Below are 15,884 nucleotides of genomic sequence, written 5' to 3'. Positions count from 1 at the left end.
GCGCGCTCGTCGGACAATTGATGCTCAATCCCGCTCGATTGTCACCCCACCCCTAACCCCTCCCGTCAAGGAGAGGGGAATCCTTACGACCGCAATCCTCAAACCCGCATCGGCATCAGGACGTAGATCGCGCTGCCGTCACTGCCGTCGCGCACCATCGTCGGCGAACCTGGATCGGCGAGCAAAAACCGCGCGTCTTCGCTCTCGAGTTGATCGGCGATATCGAGCAGATAACGCGCGTTGAAGCCGATCTCGAGCGGACCGGCTGTATATCCGACCGCGATCTCTTCCGTGGCGCTGCCGCCCTCCGGATTGTTCACCGTCAGGATCAGCTTGTCCTTGCCGACGTTGAGCTTCACCGCTCGGCCGCGCTCGCTCGCGATCGTCGACACGCGATCGACGGCGCTCTTGAACGAGGCGTTCGGGACTTTCATTTCCTTGTCGTTGTTGTGCGGAATGACGCGCCCGTAGTCCGGGAAGGTGCCGTCGATCAGTTTCGATGTCAGCACCACGGCGCCAATTTCAAAACGCACTTTCGTCTGCGATACGCCGACCTTCGCCTTCGCGCTCGAATCTTCGAGCAGACGCGCAAGTTCGTGCACGGTCTTTCGCGGCACGATCACACCCGGCATGCCTTCCGCGCCTTTCGGCAGCGGCAATTGCACTTGCGCGAGGCGGTGCCCGTCGGTCGCGACCGCGCGCAACATCTTGACGCCCTCGGACTCGGCCGGGTGCAGATAGATGCCGTTGAGATAATAGCGCGTCTCTTCCGTCGAGATCGCGAACCGCGTCTTGTCGATAAGCCGCTTCAGATCGCCGGCTTCCATCGTGAACTCGTGTCCGATCTCGCCGACTGCGAGATCCGGGAAGTCGTCGGCCGAAAGCGTCTGCAGGCTGAACCGCGAATGCCCCGACGTGATCGTCAACCGCTCCTTGTCGCCGTCGCGCTTGATCTCGATCTCGGCGCCGTCCGGAAGTTTGCGCACAATGTCGTGCAGAACGTGTGCGGGAACCGTGAGCGTGCCGGGCGCTGTGACCTTGGCGCTGACGCTCTCGCTCACCTCGCGTTCGAGATCCGTCGCCTTGAACATCAGCGTATCGCCCGTGGCTTTCAGCATGATGTTCGACAAGATCGGGATCGTCGTCCGCCGTTCGACGACGCTGGTCACGTGGCTGAGCGCCTTCAGGAGTTCTCCACGTTCGATCTCGAGACGCATATTTGTCCTCAGCTATGGAAGTAGCGCGGAGCGGCGGTCGAAGCCCGCCGCAGCATCACGCAAAAGAACGAGTTTGGCGCGAGCCGCGCCGACGGGCGGAATCGCCCGCGGAGCCGGATCAGACCCGAAAGATGCCAGCATTTCAAGTAAGATGTATGGGCTAGCGCACAATCCGCGTGATAGCGCGGATTATGGGCCTGCCAGCTTGCGTGACCCCCGTGTGGTAAGGCCGGCACTCCAGGGGGATGAAATGCCGGCCCCACGTCGCATCAGGCCGCAAGGGGTGAAGTTGCGGTCAGTGGTTGAGCAGCCGTTTCAGCTCCTCAAGCTCGTCTCCGAGGTTCGGATTCTTGCTGATTTCGCCCTCGATCTTACGGATCGCGTGCAGAACGGTCGTATGATCGCGGCCGCCGAACCGCCGACCGATTTCCGGAAGCGAGCGGGCCGTCAGATGCTTGGCGAGATACATACCGATCTGGCGCGGCCAGACGACGGAACGATGACGGCGCTGCGACAGCAGATCGCCCTTCGACACCCCGTAATGGCGCGAAATGATGCGCAGAATGTCCTCGATCTTGATGCGCCGCGGCTCAAGATTCTGAACGAGATCGCGGATCACCGTCTCGACGATATCGAGCGTGATCGGCGTGCGCATGTATTGCCAGGTTGCATAAAGACGTGTGACGGCGCCTTCGAGCTCGCGGCCGTTTTCCGTCAGCCGGAGGGCGAGAAGGTCCATCACGTCGCGAGAAAGTGCGAACGACGCATCGGCGGCCCGCTTTTCCGCCAGACGCTTGTCGAGAACCTTGAGCCGCAGTTCGTGATCGAGCGGCTGAAGCTCGGTGACGAGGCCGCGCTGCAGCCGTGACCGCATACGCTCGTTAAGACGCTCGATCTGGTTCGGCGCCCGTGCCGACGCGACAACGACCTGCTTACCGCCGTCGAGCAAAGCGTTGATGATGTGATCGAACTCTTGCTCGGTACGCTCGCCTTGCAGGAATTCGAGGTCGTCGATCAACAGCATGTTGATGTTGCGGAACCGCTCCTTGAACGCCAGCGGATCGGACGAGCGCAGCGCTTCGACAAATTGATAGCGGAAGCGTTCGGCCGTCAGATAGAGCACCTGCGCGTTCGGCGCCCGCTTCTTCACTTCCCACGCAATGGCGTGAAGAAGATGGCTTTTGCCCAGGCCGACCGCGGAATGGAGGTAAAGCGGATTGTATCCGGGAGCATCCGTAAGAACCGTTTCCGCAACCTGCGTAGCGCCCGCATGCGCCATCCGGTTCGACGCTCCAACGACGAAGCTTTCAAAGGTATATCGCGGATCGAGCGGCGAGCCTTCAAGACCGCCGGCGGATGTCCTCTGAGCCGGAAGCATGGGCGCGCGGAGCGCCGTTGACGGCCGCGGAGCCTCGACATGATTGGTCGGCGCCGCAGACGTAGCGGCATGCGTGGCATCGGCGGAACGTGTTTCACCGAGCCGTTGGGAAACCGCGCCCGGCTCCCGCCAAACGACTTCAACGCGCTCTGCCGTCGCGAATTCAATGCGCGAACACCTGAGAAGATGTTCGGAATAGTGCTCCTGGATCCAGTTGCGCACAAACTTGACCGGCACCGATACCTTGACGATCCGCCCGTCAAAGCTCTCGAATTCCAGGCTCTTGAACCAGCTCGAATAAACCTCGTCGCCGAGCTGAACCTTGAGCATGGCGCGGACCTTATGACCTCGGCCCTCGACCGCTCCTGCCGGAGTCTCCGCGCCGTGCCCGTTTCCGACGCCTTGAGCCTCTGCCTTTTGTGCTGCCTGCATAGTGTGTACTCCCGCTGATAACGCGGGACGCCTGAAAGCGTCCCCCCTCTTCACCGTCCGGCATTACCCTCTGCCGTCCGATGCCGTGCCGTGTCGTGCTTTCCGCGATTTGCTTGCTAGCCCTGAACCCAATCGAGACCGGCGAATTTCCAACCGGCGATCTCGCTGCGATGACGGGCAGCGTCTAACGGTCCCTCGAAGCCCTCCTCAACATTGCGACAGTGGCGATACCCCGCCTCGGTCATTGCCTCCGCAGCCATCCGGCTGCGTCCGCCAGAGCGGCAAATAAAAAAAATCTCGGTGCTCGTCTCAACATCCTTGGCCGTCAGCGCCGCGCTCAGTCGCTCGGTAAAGTCCGGGGCGGTCCGGCTGTCAGGAAACGTCTGCCATTCGATCAGCACGACATCCCTGTTGATCTTGGAGAGGTCCGGAATACCCACGAATGCCCACTCGGCACGCGTACGAACATCCACAAGTACAGCTTTAGGATCGCCTTCGAGACGCCTCCAAGTTTCGAGGACAGAAACATCCTCGACGCCAGAAGACCCAACTTTTTCCACGAGTTCCCCTCACGCATCACACAAGTACTGATAAAGACCCGCTTGAGCACCTCTAGTTATATCCAGAGAATCCCCATCCGTTCTTGGGTTAGCCAAAGCAATGCCCAAGTCAAAACGCAGGTCTTTATCTAATTTGGCGATACGCTCAGGATCACAAATCTTTCAGGACCCGAACGCGACGCTCGCCGAACTTACTAGTGGGAACGACCGCTTTACCCCGCTGCCATCCACTAGAAATTTACTAGCCCTTAACCTTCTTCTCGACAAGCACCTCCACGTCGCGCTCGGAGCCATGGGGACCGGCCAAAAGTTGTCCACAGGTACTGGTGAAAACGTGACTCACTTCGTAGCCCCTGTGCATAAACGCCCTGACTCCGTTCGTATTTTTCAACTGCGAATGCACCTGGTTGCGCCCCCGCCACGGCCCGTCACCCAGACGTCATTTTCTTTTTAAGCGATCACGACTCCGATCACGTCCCAACGCTCATCCCTCCCCGGACAATGCCGTCGATGGGCCGGATTCCAGCGGGTTAATGACGTTAAAAAAACAGCGGGCCCGAAAACGGACCCGCTCTTTACCGTGACGAATATGCAACGGGGAGAAAAATTGGCTCCCCTTGTTCACAACTGCGTTATGCGCTCATGGCCTTGACACGCTGCGTGAGCCTGGAAACCTTCCGGCTAGCGGTCTTCTTGTGCATGACGCCCTTCTGCGCTGTGCGCACAAGGATGGGTTCGACAACAGCGAGAGCCGCGAGCGCCTTCGCGCGATCACCCGAGCTGATTGCTTCTTCGACCGACCGAACCTCAGACTTGACGCGCGTACGGCGCGACTTGTTGACTTCGGTGCGCCGGATCATCTGACGCGCGGCTTTCTTTGCCGACGACGTATTAGCCATAGGTTGTCCTTACGTTTGCTACGAATGCGCCGCCGCGATCGCGAAATGCTAAAGCGAGGCAATGGGTTAAAGAAGATGGATACGTGGCCCGGGATTTTCACTCCAGGCACGGTTTGCCCGGGGTATAGCCGCCCCAAGGGCTGCGGTCAACGAAGCGCACACGGAAAAGCACGAATCCGTCACAAATGCTGGAGCCGACGGCCGGTCGCAGCGCTTTGCGTCGTCATTTGGGTTAAGTCCATCCCCGGCCCGCATCGAAATGTCCAGATCGAGGAGACCCCCAAAGAATGTTGTCCATGACCGGTTGGCTGTTCTCTTTGGCGGCCGCTATCTGCGCGACGATTTTGGCCGCCGCAGCAAACCAGCCGACCTTACAAATGACAGCAGTCGCCGTCGTCTGCGTCGCCATTACCCTGATCGCCATCCGCGAGCACCAGAGGCTGCAGGAAACCGGCGCCCCGACGAGCGCCATCGCCAGCTCGACCGCCCGCTATCTGGCGCTGGTCTGGGCGTGGGCAGCCCTGGCGGTATTGATCACCTATGTCTTCATCATCGACAAGCACTGGGCTGAGTGGTGGCAGTTCTTCATCGGCTTTTCGTTTGCGGCCGTCGCCACGTTGGCCTTCTCCCTTCTGCTCGATCGCGACCGCGCTGCCGGACGCGACGATGCCACCCTCGTAAAGGCGGGACGCGTGCTCCTCCAGGTCCAGGTGATCGGCATGGCGGCCGGCATCATCAGCCTGTTCGTCGACAACAAATTCCCGCGCGCCGCGAACCACGCAGACTGGGCGGGGTGCAACATCTTCTTCTTCGGAGCGCTGGCAATTGCGGTCATCAGCTTGGACGCTTTACGCTCGCCCAAGTACGTGTGATTGAGTGCCTCTGCGCTATCCAAATGGGGGAACTTCGCCGAGATGCCTTTGCGCCCATCGCTGCCTTGGCTGCTACTGACACTCGCTGCAGCCCTCCTCGCCATGTATCTCGCCTGCCGTTCCATGCAGATATCCGAGTCAGCCATTGCCGCGGCGGTCTTCGCCGTCGTGTTATGCGTGACAGCCGTCCGCACGAACGCGCCGCATTGGCGACGCGCGATGCCCGCAACCGGTAGCGCGGTGACGCCGCGCACCGCCATGATGACGAACGCCTTTCTCATCATGCTGGCGTTTCTCTGGTGCGGCCTGGCGTTCTATGCCGTTTACCTCGGCACACACGTTCGCTGGCAGCACGGCTGGGAATACGGCACCGCCTGCATGCTCTTCGCCGGCGCCTATGGCTATTACCTGACGCGCCTTTCCAACCCGGCCGACAATCTCGCGCAAACGTCCGCGATCGACCGCATGGCGAAAATTGCAGCCTATCAAGCCATCCTGATCGGCATCGGCCTTGTCTGGCTGATCGGTGCTGGAAAACTTGCCATCACCCACAAAGGCGATTGGGCCGCAAACCAGCTTTTCCTCGGCGGCGGCTTCGCAATTCTGTGCATCAGCGTCATCCTGATCAAGACGAATGCTGCTCTCTGCGATCGCTCTGCCGCCACGGCAGGCTAACGTCGCGTCAACGCTGACAGCGCGGACAATAGAACGTCGCGCGTCCGGCATGGACCGCGCGCCGGATCACGCCGCCGCACCGGGGCGTAACGCACGCCGTTCCAGCACGATCGTAGACCGAGAAGCGCTCCTGGAACGTGCCCTTCGTCCCGTCCGCGCTGCGATAGTCGCGCAACGTCGATCCGCCGGCTTCGATCGCCCGCTCCAACACATCCTTGATGGCATCGACGAGCTTCCCCGCCTTCCGCGTCGGGCCACCCCGGCGGTCCGCCAACGTCCCCGCCAAACGGTCCGGCGACAATCCCGATTGAAACAGCGCTTCTGACACGTAGATGTTGCCGAGCCCGGCGACGACGTGCTGGTCCATCAGAAAGGCCTTGAGATTGACCTTTTTGCCCAGCGCCCGCCGGGTGAGATACGTATCCGTCAATTCCGCGCCGAGCGGCTCGGCCCCGAGTTTGCGGAAGAGCGCGTGCTCGGGCTGCTCGGCGTGCGGCATCATAACCATGAATCCGAACCGCCGCGGATCGTTGTAGATCACCTGCGTCCCGTTCGAGAGATGCAGCACAACATGATCGTGCGTCGGATTGGGACCCGTCTCGTGGATGTATTCGCCCGGCCGGTCGACGAAGCCATCTTGGACGACCGTGAACCGCCCGGTCATCCCGAGGTGCATCACGAGATCTTCCCCACTCGAAAGCGTCGCAATCAGGTATTTCGCACGCCGCTCAAGGCGGATGATATCTTGCCCAATAAGCCGCTCGCCGAACCGCTCGGGCAACGGAAAACGCAGGTCCGGACGGCGCGCGTCGAGGCCCGCGATCCGGCTTCCGACGAGCACGGGCGCGAGCCCCCGCCGCACGGTTTCGACCTCCGGAAGCTCGGGCATGATGGGCAGTCACCTGAAATTGACGATGAGACGCCGCGACGATAGCGCGGACGCGCGCGAGGGGCTATTCTCGCCATATGGATCAGAACTCAGAAACCGCAAGCCAGAGCACAACATCATTCGGCTTCCGCACCGTTCCCGAGGCCGAGCGCCAGGGTCTCGTCAATAAGGTCTTTGCTTCGGTCGCCGACCGCTACGACCTAATGAACGATTTGATGTCGGGCGGCCTGCATCGCCTTTGGAAGCGTGAGCTCATCACGATGCTCAATGCGCCGCGCAGCGCCACGCCGTTCAGCCTTCTCGACGTTGCGGGCGGCACCGGCGATATCGCGATGCGCTATGCCAAGGACGCCGGCCCGAACGCCACCGCCGTCATCTGCGACATCAGCCCAGAAATGCTCAACGTCGGCCGCCGGCGCATCGCCGATGCCAAGCTCGACAACCGGATCACTTGCGTCGAAGGCAACGCCGAGGAACTCCCGTTCGAAAACGGGAGCTTCGACGCCTATACGATCGCATTTGGCATTCGCAACGTCACGCACATCGACAAGGCTCTCGCTGAAGCCTACCGCGTGCTGAAACCGGGCGGCCGCTTTCTCTGCCTTGAATTTTCGGAATGCCGCGTGCCACTTCTCGATCGCGCCTATGACTTCCACTCGTTCGAGATCATTCCGCGCTTGGGCCAGTGGACGGCCGGCGACGCAGACTCTTATCGCTATCTCGTAGAAAGCATCCGCCGCTTCCCGAAGCAGGAAGCCTTCGCCGACCTCATTCGCACAGCCGGATTCTCGCGTGTCAGCTATCGCAATCTGACGGGCGGCATCGCCGCGATCCATGGTGGCTGGAAGATCTGATCGGCCACACCTGAACTACGTTCTTGTTTTTACAACGTAAGTTGAATTGACGCTGGCATCGTCGATTCCTAATTTTCTCCGCGGGGACGAAGGAATCATTTTTTTCTTTTCGAGGAGGTGGGAAGCATGAAATCAACAGTGCTGATCTGCGCAATGGCCGCCGCCGCCGTTTCGTTTGGCGCCGGAGTCGCGAACGCCGGATGCATGACGAAGGGCGCCGTCGCGACATCGACGTCCGCCGATTCCGCCAAGTGGTTTGCAATGGAAACGATGGTCCAGAACGTCAGCTGGGGCCTCTGGCCGGGCTTCCTGGCGAACGGTCAGGTCGAAGGCTACAAAGTCATCAACAAGCGCTACAGCTGCAGTCCGGACGGCGGCATGGTCAAATGTCATGGCCGCGCGACGTTCTGCAAACTGTAAACAAATCTGAGCATTTGCGTTGAGATAGCGCCCGCGGCCATTCCGCCGGGCGTTATTTTTTTGTCCGCAAGTTGTATGGCTCTCCGTTGCCCCGCGATATGAAAGCCGCTCCGGCTTAACCGTTTTTACCCCTTACACCGGCTACACTTGACCCGACGAGGTTGCGGCGCAATGTGCGCCGAGGCCCCCCATCTGCCGAATTTAGGACGACGAAATCACCACCATGCCCGGAGCGCTGCTGAATTCGCTAAGACTCGCGCGCGCCGGTTTCGTGCTTGCGCAATACGGCGTCCGCTTCGTGCCGAAGGGCATGCCGGTACCCTTGCCGCTTAAGATTGCACGTGTCGCCACGTTGCCGATCCAGCTTCTGGCCGCGCCGTTTCGCAAAAGCGAACCGCAATCGTCCCGCGTCTCGGCAGCGCTGACGCGGCTCGGCCCGAGTTACGTCAAGCTCGGCCAGTTCCTCGCGACCCGCGCCGACGTTATCGGCCCCGAATTATCAGGCGACCTTCGCCAACTTCAGGACAAGGCCGCGCCCTTCTCGATGGCCGAAGCCCGCGAAGCGGTGGAGCGGGCGCTCGGCGGCAAGCTTGAAGATCATTTCATTGAGTTCGGACCGCCCGTCGCCGCGGCATCGATTGCGCAGGTTCACAAGGCCTATGTGCTCGACAACGGAGTCAAGAAGGCCGTCGCCGTCAAGATCCTCCGCCCGAACATCGAGAAGCGTTTCTACCGAGATCTCGACAGCTACTATTTCGCGGCCCGCCTGATCGAGCGCTTCTATCCGCCCGTGCGGCGTCTGAAGCCGGTCGCCGTCGTCGACAACCTCAAGCACACGACCGATCTCGAGATGGATTTGCGGCTTGAGGCTGCCGCCATCTCCGAGATGGCGTCGAACATCCAAAACGATGAAGGCTTTCGCGTTCCCGATATCGACTGGAAGCGCACGGCAAAACGCGTGCTGACCATCGAATGGGTCGACGGCACGCCGATCGCGCAGCGCGATAAGCTCGTGGCGAAAGGCTTCGATACAGCCGCCATCGGCCTAACGGTCATGCGTTCGTTCCTTCGCCACGCCATGCGCGACGGCTTCTTTCATGCCGACATGCACCAGGGCAATCTCTTCGTCGACGACAGTGGCAAGGTCGTCGCCGTCGATTTCGGCATCATGGGACGCTTGGGCCTTCCTGAGCGGCGCTTCCTCGCGGAAATTTTGCACGGCCTCATCACGCGCGACTATTACCGCGCCGCCGCCATTCATTTCGAAGCCGGATACGTACCGCCGCATCATAGCGTCGAGGAATTCGCACAGGCGATGCGCGCCATCGGCGAACCGATCCAGGGCCGAACGGCGGAAGAAATCTCGATGGCCGATCTTTTGGGCCAGCTCTTTGCCTACACCGAAGTCTTCGACATGCAGACCCGCCCCGAGCTGATCCTTCTTCAGAAAAGCATGGTCATCGTCGAAGGCGTCGCGCGCGATCTCGATCCGACGTTGAATGTTTGGGTCGCCGCCGAACCGGTTGCGAACGAATGGATGGAATCCAATCTCTCGCCGCTTGGCCGCCTGCGCGAAGCCGGCCGCGGCGCCGAGACCATCGGCGACCTGCTGATGAAAACGCCAGGGCTTCTGCAGAATGTTGCGCAAGCGATCTCGGGCATTTCCCAAATGGCGAATTCCGGTGTTCGCCTCGATGACGAAACGGTCGAGAAGATTGCGTCTCGCTCGAAGCGAAGCCGCGTCGCCGACGCAGCGCTTTGGATCGGCGCGGTAAGCCTCGCGTTCATTGCGATTAAATTGCTCGGCGTATTGTAAGCTTAACGCATTGTAGGCCTGACAAGTCCGCACTCAGACCTTTGTCTTCGCCGTTCCCTTGCGCGGCCCGACAAGATGCGTGCCGTGAGCGATGGCAGCCGTTGCCCGCATCGTTGCAGCGATGTAAATGACTTCCGCAATTTCAGCTTCGGTCACACCTGCATTTTCGGCGTTCGTACGATGAACCTCGAGGCTATACGGGCACTGCGTTGCGAGCGCGACGCCAAGCGCGATCAGCTCCTTGTAGCGGCGCGGAATGGCACCGGCGGCCATCGCGGCGCGATCGAAGTTCTCAAACGCCGACATGGTCGTCGACGACAGATTTCTAAGATGCGGCAAATTCGAAAGATTCGCGATGTCATACATGTTAGTCGCTCCCTCCATAAGGCGTCGTTCAACAGTTCCCACTTGCCGCGAAGCCTCGTGACGTTCGCGTCCCTGGTCAAGCAATCCCTCCATTGGCAATGAAGAAGGAGACGAATATGTCGGACGCTAGACCACCATTCCCGCCATTCACCCGCGAGACAGCCATTCAGAAAGTCCGTGGCGCAGAAGACGGTTGGAATTCGCGCGACCCGCATAAGGTGTCGCTCGCATATTCAGTCGATAGCCGTTGGCGCAACCGCGCAGAATTCCCCGTCGGTCGCGAACAGATCGTGGAATTCCTGACGCGCAAATGGAACCGCGAACTTGACTATCGCCTGATCAAGGAGCTCTGGGCCTTCACCGATGATCGCATCGCGGTCCGCTTCGCCTATGAGCACCGCGACGACAGCAACCAGTGGTATCGCTCCTATGGCAACGAGAACTGGGAATTTGGCCCAGACGGGTTGATGCATCATCGCTACGCCTGCATCAACGACATGCGCATTTCCGAGAGTGAACGGAAATTTCATTGGCCGCTCGGCCGTCGCCCCGACGACCACCCGGGATTGTCGGACCTCGGCCTCTGACAAAATAAAAAAAGGCGCCATCAATCGTGGCGCCTTAATCTCTTATGCGCGTTGCGTGGCGGGTTTTTCTGGTGCGCGCCAAATGTAGCTGAGGGTGAAAATTGTCCCGGCCGTCACGACGTAGGCGAGCAATTGCATGCCGGTCGGCCGGTCCATATAGCCGACGAGTATACTGAGAACCCGGCCAGGCCAGCTGTCTTCCGACAGAATGGAAGAAGTATCCCAAAGGTTCGTATCGAGAACGTTGATCAAGCCGGCGTTCGAAAGCTGCTTCACGGCCGACGCCGCGAGCCCGGCGGCAAGTAACGTCACCAGCACGCCCGTAACCGTGAACATCCGCTTCAACGGAATGGCGGCAAGCCCGAAATACAGCACCATCGAGACGGCGCCCCCGAGCAACAGCCCGATGCCGGAGCCGATGAGCAGCTCACCCATCGTATCTTTTCCCTGCATGACGATGCCCGTCATGAACAGCACGACTTCGCTGCCTTCCCGCATGACCGCGACAGCAACCGCCGCGCCGAGCGCAAACAAAGATTGCCGTCCGGCCGTCACGTCGCTGCCGAGTTGGCGAAGCTGCTGGGTCATTTCACGCGCGTGATGCGCCATCCACGCGACGTGCCAAGCCAACATCACGACCGCCAAAAGCAGAATCGCGGCGACAAAAATTTCCTGCCCGCGATCCTCGAAGGCACTGGAAATCTCTGTTGCGAACTTCGCAACGATGATCGAGCCGAGGATGCCCGCGAGAACACCCAGAGCAACAGCAGTGCCGCGGCCAGGAACGCCGCGCGATGCCGCGAGCACGACCCCGATGATCAGCCCGGCTTCGAGGACTTCGCGAAAGACGATGACAAGCGCTGCGAGCATCGGCGGCTACTCAGCTACGATATGACCGAGGGCGGTGTCCTCGTGAAATTCGCCGACGAACATGTAAGTGCCGGGCTTCAGCGGCTTCAGCCGGATCGTGGCCGAGCTGTTGCCGGCGATGACCTTCTCAAATCCGAGATCGTGGCTTTCGAACTCTTCCGGCGATGCGTCGAGGTTCTTCACCAGGATCTTAATCGGCTTGCCGACCGGCAGCTTCAGCGACGGCGGATCGAACTTATGATCCTTGATCGAGATCTCGACCTCGTGAACGTCGTCCGACGCGCGAACGCCCGAAGCGAAAATCGTTGCGCCGCCAAGGGCCAGCATCGACACGAGAAGAATGGAAAGAAGCGAGGAACGACGAACAGCGTTACGCGCGAACGTGGAAATGCTCATTGCAGCTCCTAATAGGTCAGGATTCAAGGTCCCGAGATCAGGTCCGGCGACACCTGAGCCAAGGCTCGGAAAAGAGTCAAGAATATTTGGGCTCTCGCAGAGCCGAAACAATATCAACCGACTGAACCTTAGTCGGTGATTTCGCACATTTTTTGCGTCGCCTTTTTTTAGCCAGGACAGTGCGGTGCATATGCAGCGCGGGAAATAAAACGAAATCGAGGATCGGCCTATGTACGCCCGCACGTCCTATTCCGCCGAAGCGTTCCCGTCGTTCATGGTTCCCGAGAGCGAAACGGATTTCGAATCCGAGGATTTCTTCGCTGGCGAGCCAGTCTGCCCGCAGCCGCAAAAGCACGCCGAAACTGTTTCCTACTCAAATCTTTTTCTGCTGCTCGCGCTCACTGTCGGATGCGCGTTCGCAAGCGACGAGGCAACACGCCAGGATTGGACTGCAAAATTTGAACGCGTCGCGTCATCGCTAACGGCCGCCGAACAATCATCGTCACTACCGTCGCGCGACGTGGCTTCCACCGAACCGGCCGCGCCCGCAGCTATCCCACCGCCATCGACGCCCGCTGCCGTCATCGCCGCCCAGCCGCTACCCGAAGTGAGGGTCACCAACGCCCCCGGCGACACAGAAAACTCTGATGACGGCAAAACGCCAGGAAAAACGAGGGTATCCGATGCCTATGCGCCGCCGCAGCTCACCTCTGATCCCTATCGTAGGAAGGCCGAAGCGGTTGGACTTCATCCCGATCTTTCGCGCGCCGTTCTCACGCGTCTGACGCCGGCGGATTATCGCAATGCCGCCTTCGCCATTCAGAAGGCGATCAAAACGGTCCCCGACGATGGAGATTTCACCTGGCCACGCTCAAGGAAATCCGGAACCGCCGTGTTCAATGTTCATTTCGTGCAGGGCGGCGCTCAAGACTGCCGCCGCTATGTCGTGACGGTGACGAAAGATCGATGGACCTCAACCGCGCTGCCCATGGAAAAATGCGGTGTGAGAGTTGCGTCCCGCAGTTCCGAGAAAGAGAAGTCGGTCGAATAGCTTTGGCGGCATTTTAGCGCGCTTTTTCGTTGGAGCGGCCGATCACGGCCCTTGCAGACCGAACCCGACGCGAAGTTTTTTAAGCAGCGTCGTATCTTTCGATTTATCGCCGGCCTTGCCGCTCTTCGGACCATCGTAGGTCGCGTAAACGAAATCGCGAACGGCGGCATTGCGGTCGTACTGATGGACCGCAGCCGGAATTCCGCCCTTCTCCGTCACGAGACGTCCGTCTTTCACCGAAAGAAAATTGGTGTTGTGACCTGACAGCGTGGCAACCGCGCCGTCGTAGGGCATCACGACCGACGACGGCACAAGATCAACGCGCGCAATAACATTCGTTGTCGCCTGATCAACGCCCGATCGCATGTGATGCCGCCGACGAACCATCTGCCCGAGAAGCAGCTTCTCCCAGCAGTACATCAACGTCACGCCGTGACGTCCCAACACCGTGCCGCTGCAAATCACCTCATGGTGTTTGATTTGCTCGTAGACTTTGTCACCGAAGGTCCGCCGGATCGCATTTCCGTTCCAACCGGCGGATTCGAGCGAGAAGCCTTGGCCCTCTTCGAAAAAATTCATCGGCACGTCGGGTAGCGCTTGGAAAATATCGGCCTGAAAAACGACGTCCCGCGTATCAGCCAGAAACACACGTTCGACTCGGCCATTCAGCGCTTGCAGCACCGCGACATAATCCGCGACGCGCGCAAAATTCATATGCGGTCGGCCAAGGCTCGATGAAACATCTTCGCAGACGAAGTCGATCGCTTCCGCGTCGAGCGCCCTTCCAAGCTCCGGATCGTTGTCAATGACGAGTAGGATGCGGCAGTCGTGAAATTTTCGCGCCGATCGGACGAAGGGACGCAAGTCCGCGATGCTGTAATTGCGTGCGATACCGAGGATGAGATTCGCGCCCGTGCCATGCCGCAGGTCGATCCGAGGTCGGGGGCGCACGAGCTGCGCACGCAGCCACCGCGCATAAAGCTTCGACCAAATGTATTGCAGCATATTGTACGACGCCCTTCGTTTCGCAGGCGCCAAAACCCGCAATTTCCGCTTTCGACTTTGGATTTTAATCGCAGCGCCCGAGCGCGCAAAGCGAAACCCTTTTGGTTGCCTGTCCGCCCGTTTCGGCGCCGAGCACGCGATAGCATGCCGTTCCAAACGCAAAAACGCGCCGCTGGCACAAGGCACAGCGACGCGTTTTGATTTCATCGATAGAGGGCACGATTGACTTCGTTTGTTTCAAAAAATCACATGACGTCTCTGCAGACCTGGCAACGACCTACTCTCCCGCGTCTTAAGACGAAGTACCATCGGCGCAGGGGCGTTTCACGGCCGAGTTCGGAATGGGATCGGGTGCAGCCACCCCGCCATAATCACCAGGTCGGCGGAGACGTCATATGACTTCTGTTTCTGGTCTATTCTGTAACCTTTGCCTACGCTCATCGCGTACGGCTGTACCTCTTCGCGCCTCTAGGCGCGAGCGTCCGAATGGACGCCGGCACAAGTGCCGCCCTGCCGGGGCCGCGTCGCATTGTACGCGACATGCGGCGCGAGGCATAACGATGAGCATTGCTAAATGAGAGCAATCAAGCCAATCGAGTTATTAGTACCGGTAAGCTACACGCCTTGCAGCGCTTCCACACCCGGCCTATCAACGTGGTGGTCTTCCACGACTCTCGAGGGAGAACTCGTTTTGAGGTGGGTTTCCCGCTTAGATGCTTTCAGCGGTTATCCCGTCCGTACATAGCTACCCTGCTGTGCCGTTGGCACGACAACAGGTCCACCAGAGGTACGTCCATCCCGGTCCTCTCGTACTAAGGACAGATCCTCTCAATTCTCCAACACCTACGGCAGATAGGGACCGAACTGTCTCGCGACGTTCTGAACCCAGCTCACGTACCACTTTAAATGGCGAACAGCCATACCCTTGGGACCTGCTCCAGCCCCAGGATGTGATGAGCCGACATCGAGGTGCCAAACGACGCCGTCGATATGGACTCTTGGGCGTCATCAGCCTGTTATCCCCGGCGTACCTTTTATCCGTTGAGCGATGGCCCTCTCACAAAGAACCACCGGATCACTATGACCGTCTTTCGACTCTGCTCGACTTGTCAGTCTTGCAGTCAGGCTGGCTTATGCCATTGCACTCGACGATTGATTTCCGACCAATCTGAGCCAACCTTCGTACGCCTCCGTTACGATTTAGGAGGCGACCGCCCCAGTCAAACTGCCCACCATGCGCTGTCCCGGATCCGGATAACGGACCGCGGTTAGACAACCATAATCACTAGGGTGGTATTTCACATTTCGGCTCCACCCGAACTAGCGCCCAGGTTTCATAGCCTACCACCTATCCTACACAAGCAGTCACGATTGCCAGTGCAAAGTTGCAGTAAAGGTGCACGGGGTCTTTCCGTCTAACCGCAGGAACCCCGCATCTTCACGGGGAATTCAATTTCACTGAGTGTGTGCTGGAGACAGTGGGGAAGTCGTTACGCCATTCGTGCAGGTCGGAACTTACCCGACAAGGAATTTCGCTACCTTAGGACCGTTATAGTTACGGCCGCCGTTTACCGGGGCTTCGATTCAAAGCTTGCAC

At 59.6% G+C, this 15,884-nt stretch carries 16 protein-coding genes and 2 rRNA genes; 7 read left to right on the top strand and 11 right to left on the bottom strand.

Annotated features, from left to right (window positions below; translation table 11 throughout):
• Positions 1 to 98: 98 nt before the first annotated feature.
• From dnaN to rpsT, 4 genes are all read right to left on the bottom strand, one after another.
• A complete protein-coding gene (dnaN, locus tag WC811_RS00090) occupies positions 99 to 1,217 on the bottom strand; it encodes a DNA polymerase III subunit beta (RefSeq protein WP_372639618.1) in 1,119 nt (372 codons plus the stop codon).
• A 295-nt stretch (positions 1,218 to 1,512) separates the two neighbouring features.
• Complete coding sequence (gene dnaA / locus WC811_RS00085; RefSeq protein ID WP_372641706.1) at positions 1,513 to 2,925, bottom strand: chromosomal replication initiator protein DnaA; 1,413 nt, start codon at positions 2,923 to 2,925, stop codon at positions 1,513 to 1,515.
• A 218-nt stretch (positions 2,926 to 3,143) separates the two neighbouring features.
• Positions 3,144 to 3,587 carry a rhodanese-like domain-containing protein gene (locus tag WC811_RS00080; protein ID WP_372639616.1) on the bottom strand — a complete coding sequence of 148 codons (444 nt, stop codon included), beginning with the start codon at positions 3,585 to 3,587 and terminating at the stop codon, positions 3,144 to 3,146.
• A gap of 632 nt (positions 3,588 to 4,219) precedes the next feature.
• Positions 4,220 to 4,486: a 30S ribosomal protein S20 gene (gene rpsT / locus WC811_RS00075; protein ID WP_372639614.1), complete on the bottom strand. Its 267-nt coding sequence runs from the start codon at positions 4,484 to 4,486 to the stop codon at positions 4,220 to 4,222.
• A 287-nt stretch (positions 4,487 to 4,773) separates the two neighbouring features.
• Between rpsT and WC811_RS00070 the strand changes: the two genes are divergently transcribed.
• Both WC811_RS00070 and WC811_RS00065 read left to right on the top strand, forming a co-directional pair.
• The gene (locus WC811_RS00070; RefSeq protein ID WP_372639612.1) at positions 4,774 to 5,358 is read left to right on the top strand and encodes a hypothetical protein; all 585 of its coding nucleotides are present in this window, start codon (positions 4,774 to 4,776) and stop codon (positions 5,356 to 5,358) included.
• A gap of 42 nt (positions 5,359 to 5,400) precedes the next feature.
• Entirely contained in the window at positions 5,401 to 6,033 is a 633-nt protein-coding gene (locus WC811_RS00065) for a hypothetical protein (RefSeq protein ID WP_372639610.1), read from the top strand.
• Between the two features lie 7 nt (positions 6,034 to 6,040).
• On the opposite strand, the gene mutM is transcribed toward WC811_RS00065, so the two are convergent.
• Positions 6,041 to 6,922 carry a bifunctional DNA-formamidopyrimidine glycosylase/DNA-(apurinic or apyrimidinic site) lyase gene (mutM, locus tag WC811_RS00060; RefSeq protein WP_372639607.1) on the bottom strand — a complete coding sequence of 294 codons (882 nt, stop codon included), beginning with the start codon at positions 6,920 to 6,922 and terminating at the stop codon, positions 6,041 to 6,043.
• A gap of 77 nt (positions 6,923 to 6,999) precedes the next feature.
• On the opposite strand from mutM, the gene ubiE reads away from it, so the two are divergent.
• The 3 genes from ubiE to ubiB all read left to right on the top strand — a co-directional run bounded on the left by ubiE (position 7,000) and on the right by ubiB (position 10,012).
• Positions 7,000 to 7,776, top strand: coding sequence for a bifunctional demethylmenaquinone methyltransferase/2-methoxy-6-polyprenyl-1,4-benzoquinol methylase UbiE (gene ubiE / locus WC811_RS00055; protein ID WP_372639605.1), 777 nt, complete (start codon positions 7,000 to 7,002; stop codon positions 7,774 to 7,776).
• 126 nt (positions 7,777 to 7,902) lie between these two features.
• Positions 7,903 to 8,196 (top strand): hypothetical protein, encoded by a 294-nt coding sequence (locus tag WC811_RS00050; protein ID WP_372639603.1) that lies wholly within the window; start codon positions 7,903 to 7,905, stop codon positions 8,194 to 8,196.
• Between the two features lie 223 nt (positions 8,197 to 8,419).
• Positions 8,420 to 10,012, top strand: coding sequence for a 2-polyprenylphenol 6-hydroxylase (gene ubiB, locus WC811_RS00045; RefSeq protein WP_372639601.1), 1,593 nt, complete (start codon positions 8,420 to 8,422; stop codon positions 10,010 to 10,012).
• A 33-nt stretch (positions 10,013 to 10,045) separates the two neighbouring features.
• Here ubiB and WC811_RS00040 read toward each other — a convergent pair whose 3' ends face one another.
• On the bottom strand, positions 10,046 to 10,378 hold the full coding sequence (locus WC811_RS00040) for a carboxymuconolactone decarboxylase family protein (RefSeq protein WP_372639599.1): 333 nt from the start codon (positions 10,376 to 10,378) through the stop codon (positions 10,046 to 10,048).
• Positions 10,379 to 10,494: 116 nt separating this feature from the next.
• Between WC811_RS00040 and WC811_RS00035 the strand changes: the two genes are divergently transcribed.
• Positions 10,495 to 10,965, top strand: coding sequence for a DUF1348 family protein (locus WC811_RS00035; protein ID WP_372639597.1), 471 nt, complete (start codon positions 10,495 to 10,497; stop codon positions 10,963 to 10,965).
• Positions 10,966 to 11,007: 42 nt separating this feature from the next.
• On the opposite strand, the gene WC811_RS00030 is transcribed toward WC811_RS00035, so the two are convergent.
• A complete protein-coding gene (locus WC811_RS00030; RefSeq protein ID WP_372639595.1) occupies positions 11,008 to 11,835 on the bottom strand; it encodes an FTR1 family protein in 828 nt (275 codons plus the stop codon).
• Between the two features lie 6 nt (positions 11,836 to 11,841).
• Positions 11,842 to 12,231 carry a cupredoxin domain-containing protein gene (locus WC811_RS00025; RefSeq protein WP_372639593.1) on the bottom strand — a complete coding sequence of 130 codons (390 nt, stop codon included), beginning with the start codon at positions 12,229 to 12,231 and terminating at the stop codon, positions 11,842 to 11,844.
• Positions 12,232 to 12,460: 229 nt separating this feature from the next.
• On the opposite strand from WC811_RS00025, the gene WC811_RS00020 reads away from it, so the two are divergent.
• Positions 12,461 to 13,282, top strand: coding sequence for a hypothetical protein (locus tag WC811_RS00020; protein WP_372639591.1), 822 nt, complete (start codon positions 12,461 to 12,463; stop codon positions 13,280 to 13,282).
• 42 nt (positions 13,283 to 13,324) lie between these two features.
• Here the strand turns inward: WC811_RS00020 and WC811_RS00015 are convergent, their stop codons facing one another.
• The 3 genes from WC811_RS00015 to WC811_RS00005 form a co-directional block, all read right to left on the bottom strand.
• Positions 13,325 to 14,287 (bottom strand): hypothetical protein, encoded by a 963-nt coding sequence (locus tag WC811_RS00015; protein WP_372639589.1) that lies wholly within the window; start codon positions 14,285 to 14,287, stop codon positions 13,325 to 13,327.
• Between the two features lie 264 nt (positions 14,288 to 14,551).
• Positions 14,552 to 14,666: ribosomal RNA gene (rrf, locus tag WC811_RS00010) — 5S ribosomal RNA — on the bottom strand.
• Between the two features lie 201 nt (positions 14,667 to 14,867).
• Positions 14,868 to 15,884 (bottom strand): 23S ribosomal RNA (locus WC811_RS00005); the annotation flags it as partial.

The sequence above is a fragment of the Hyphomicrobium sp. genome (assembly GCF_041659645.1).
Classification (GTDB): domain Bacteria; phylum Pseudomonadota; class Alphaproteobacteria; order Rhizobiales; family Hyphomicrobiaceae; genus Hyphomicrobium_B.
This window is presented reverse-complemented; position numbering and strand designations above follow the sequence as displayed.

Bases quoted from the DNA above. Each gene is read 5' to 3' on its own strand.
- dnaN (WP_372639618.1), bottom strand. From the start codon at position 1,217: ATGCGTCTCGAGATCGAACGTGGAGAACTCCTGAAGGCGCTCAGCCAC.
- dnaA (WP_372641706.1), bottom strand. From the start codon at position 2,925: ATGCTCAAGGTTCAGCTCGGCGACGAGGTTTATTCGAGCTGGTTCAAG.
- rpsT (WP_372639614.1), bottom strand. From the start codon at position 4,486: ATGGCTAATACGTCGTCGGCAAAGAAAGCCGCGCGTCAGATGATCCGG.
- WC811_RS00070 (WP_372639612.1), top strand. From the start codon at position 4,774: ATGTTGTCCATGACCGGTTGGCTGTTCTCTTTGGCGGCCGCTATCTGC.
- WC811_RS00065 (WP_372639610.1), top strand. From the start codon at position 5,401: ATGCCTTTGCGCCCATCGCTGCCTTGGCTGCTACTGACACTCGCTGCA.
- mutM (WP_372639607.1), bottom strand. From the start codon at position 6,922: ATGCCCGAGCTTCCGGAGGTCGAAACCGTGCGGCGGGGGCTCGCGCCC.
- ubiE (WP_372639605.1), top strand. From the start codon at position 7,000: ATGGATCAGAACTCAGAAACCGCAAGCCAGAGCACAACATCATTCGGC.
- WC811_RS00050 (WP_372639603.1), top strand. From the start codon at position 7,903: ATGAAATCAACAGTGCTGATCTGCGCAATGGCCGCCGCCGCCGTTTCG.
- ubiB (WP_372639601.1), top strand. From the start codon at position 8,420: ATGCCCGGAGCGCTGCTGAATTCGCTAAGACTCGCGCGCGCCGGTTTC.
- WC811_RS00040 (WP_372639599.1), bottom strand. From the start codon at position 10,378: ATGTATGACATCGCGAATCTTTCGAATTTGCCGCATCTTAGAAATCTG.
- WC811_RS00035 (WP_372639597.1), top strand. From the start codon at position 10,495: ATGTCGGACGCTAGACCACCATTCCCGCCATTCACCCGCGAGACAGCC.
- WC811_RS00030 (WP_372639595.1), bottom strand. From the start codon at position 11,835: ATGCTCGCAGCGCTTGTCATCGTCTTTCGCGAAGTCCTCGAAGCCGGG.
- WC811_RS00025 (WP_372639593.1), bottom strand. From the start codon at position 12,231: ATGAGCATTTCCACGTTCGCGCGTAACGCTGTTCGTCGTTCCTCGCTT.
- WC811_RS00020 (WP_372639591.1), top strand. From the start codon at position 12,461: ATGTACGCCCGCACGTCCTATTCCGCCGAAGCGTTCCCGTCGTTCATG.
- WC811_RS00015 (WP_372639589.1), bottom strand. From the start codon at position 14,287: ATGCTGCAATACATTTGGTCGAAGCTTTATGCGCGGTGGCTGCGTGCG.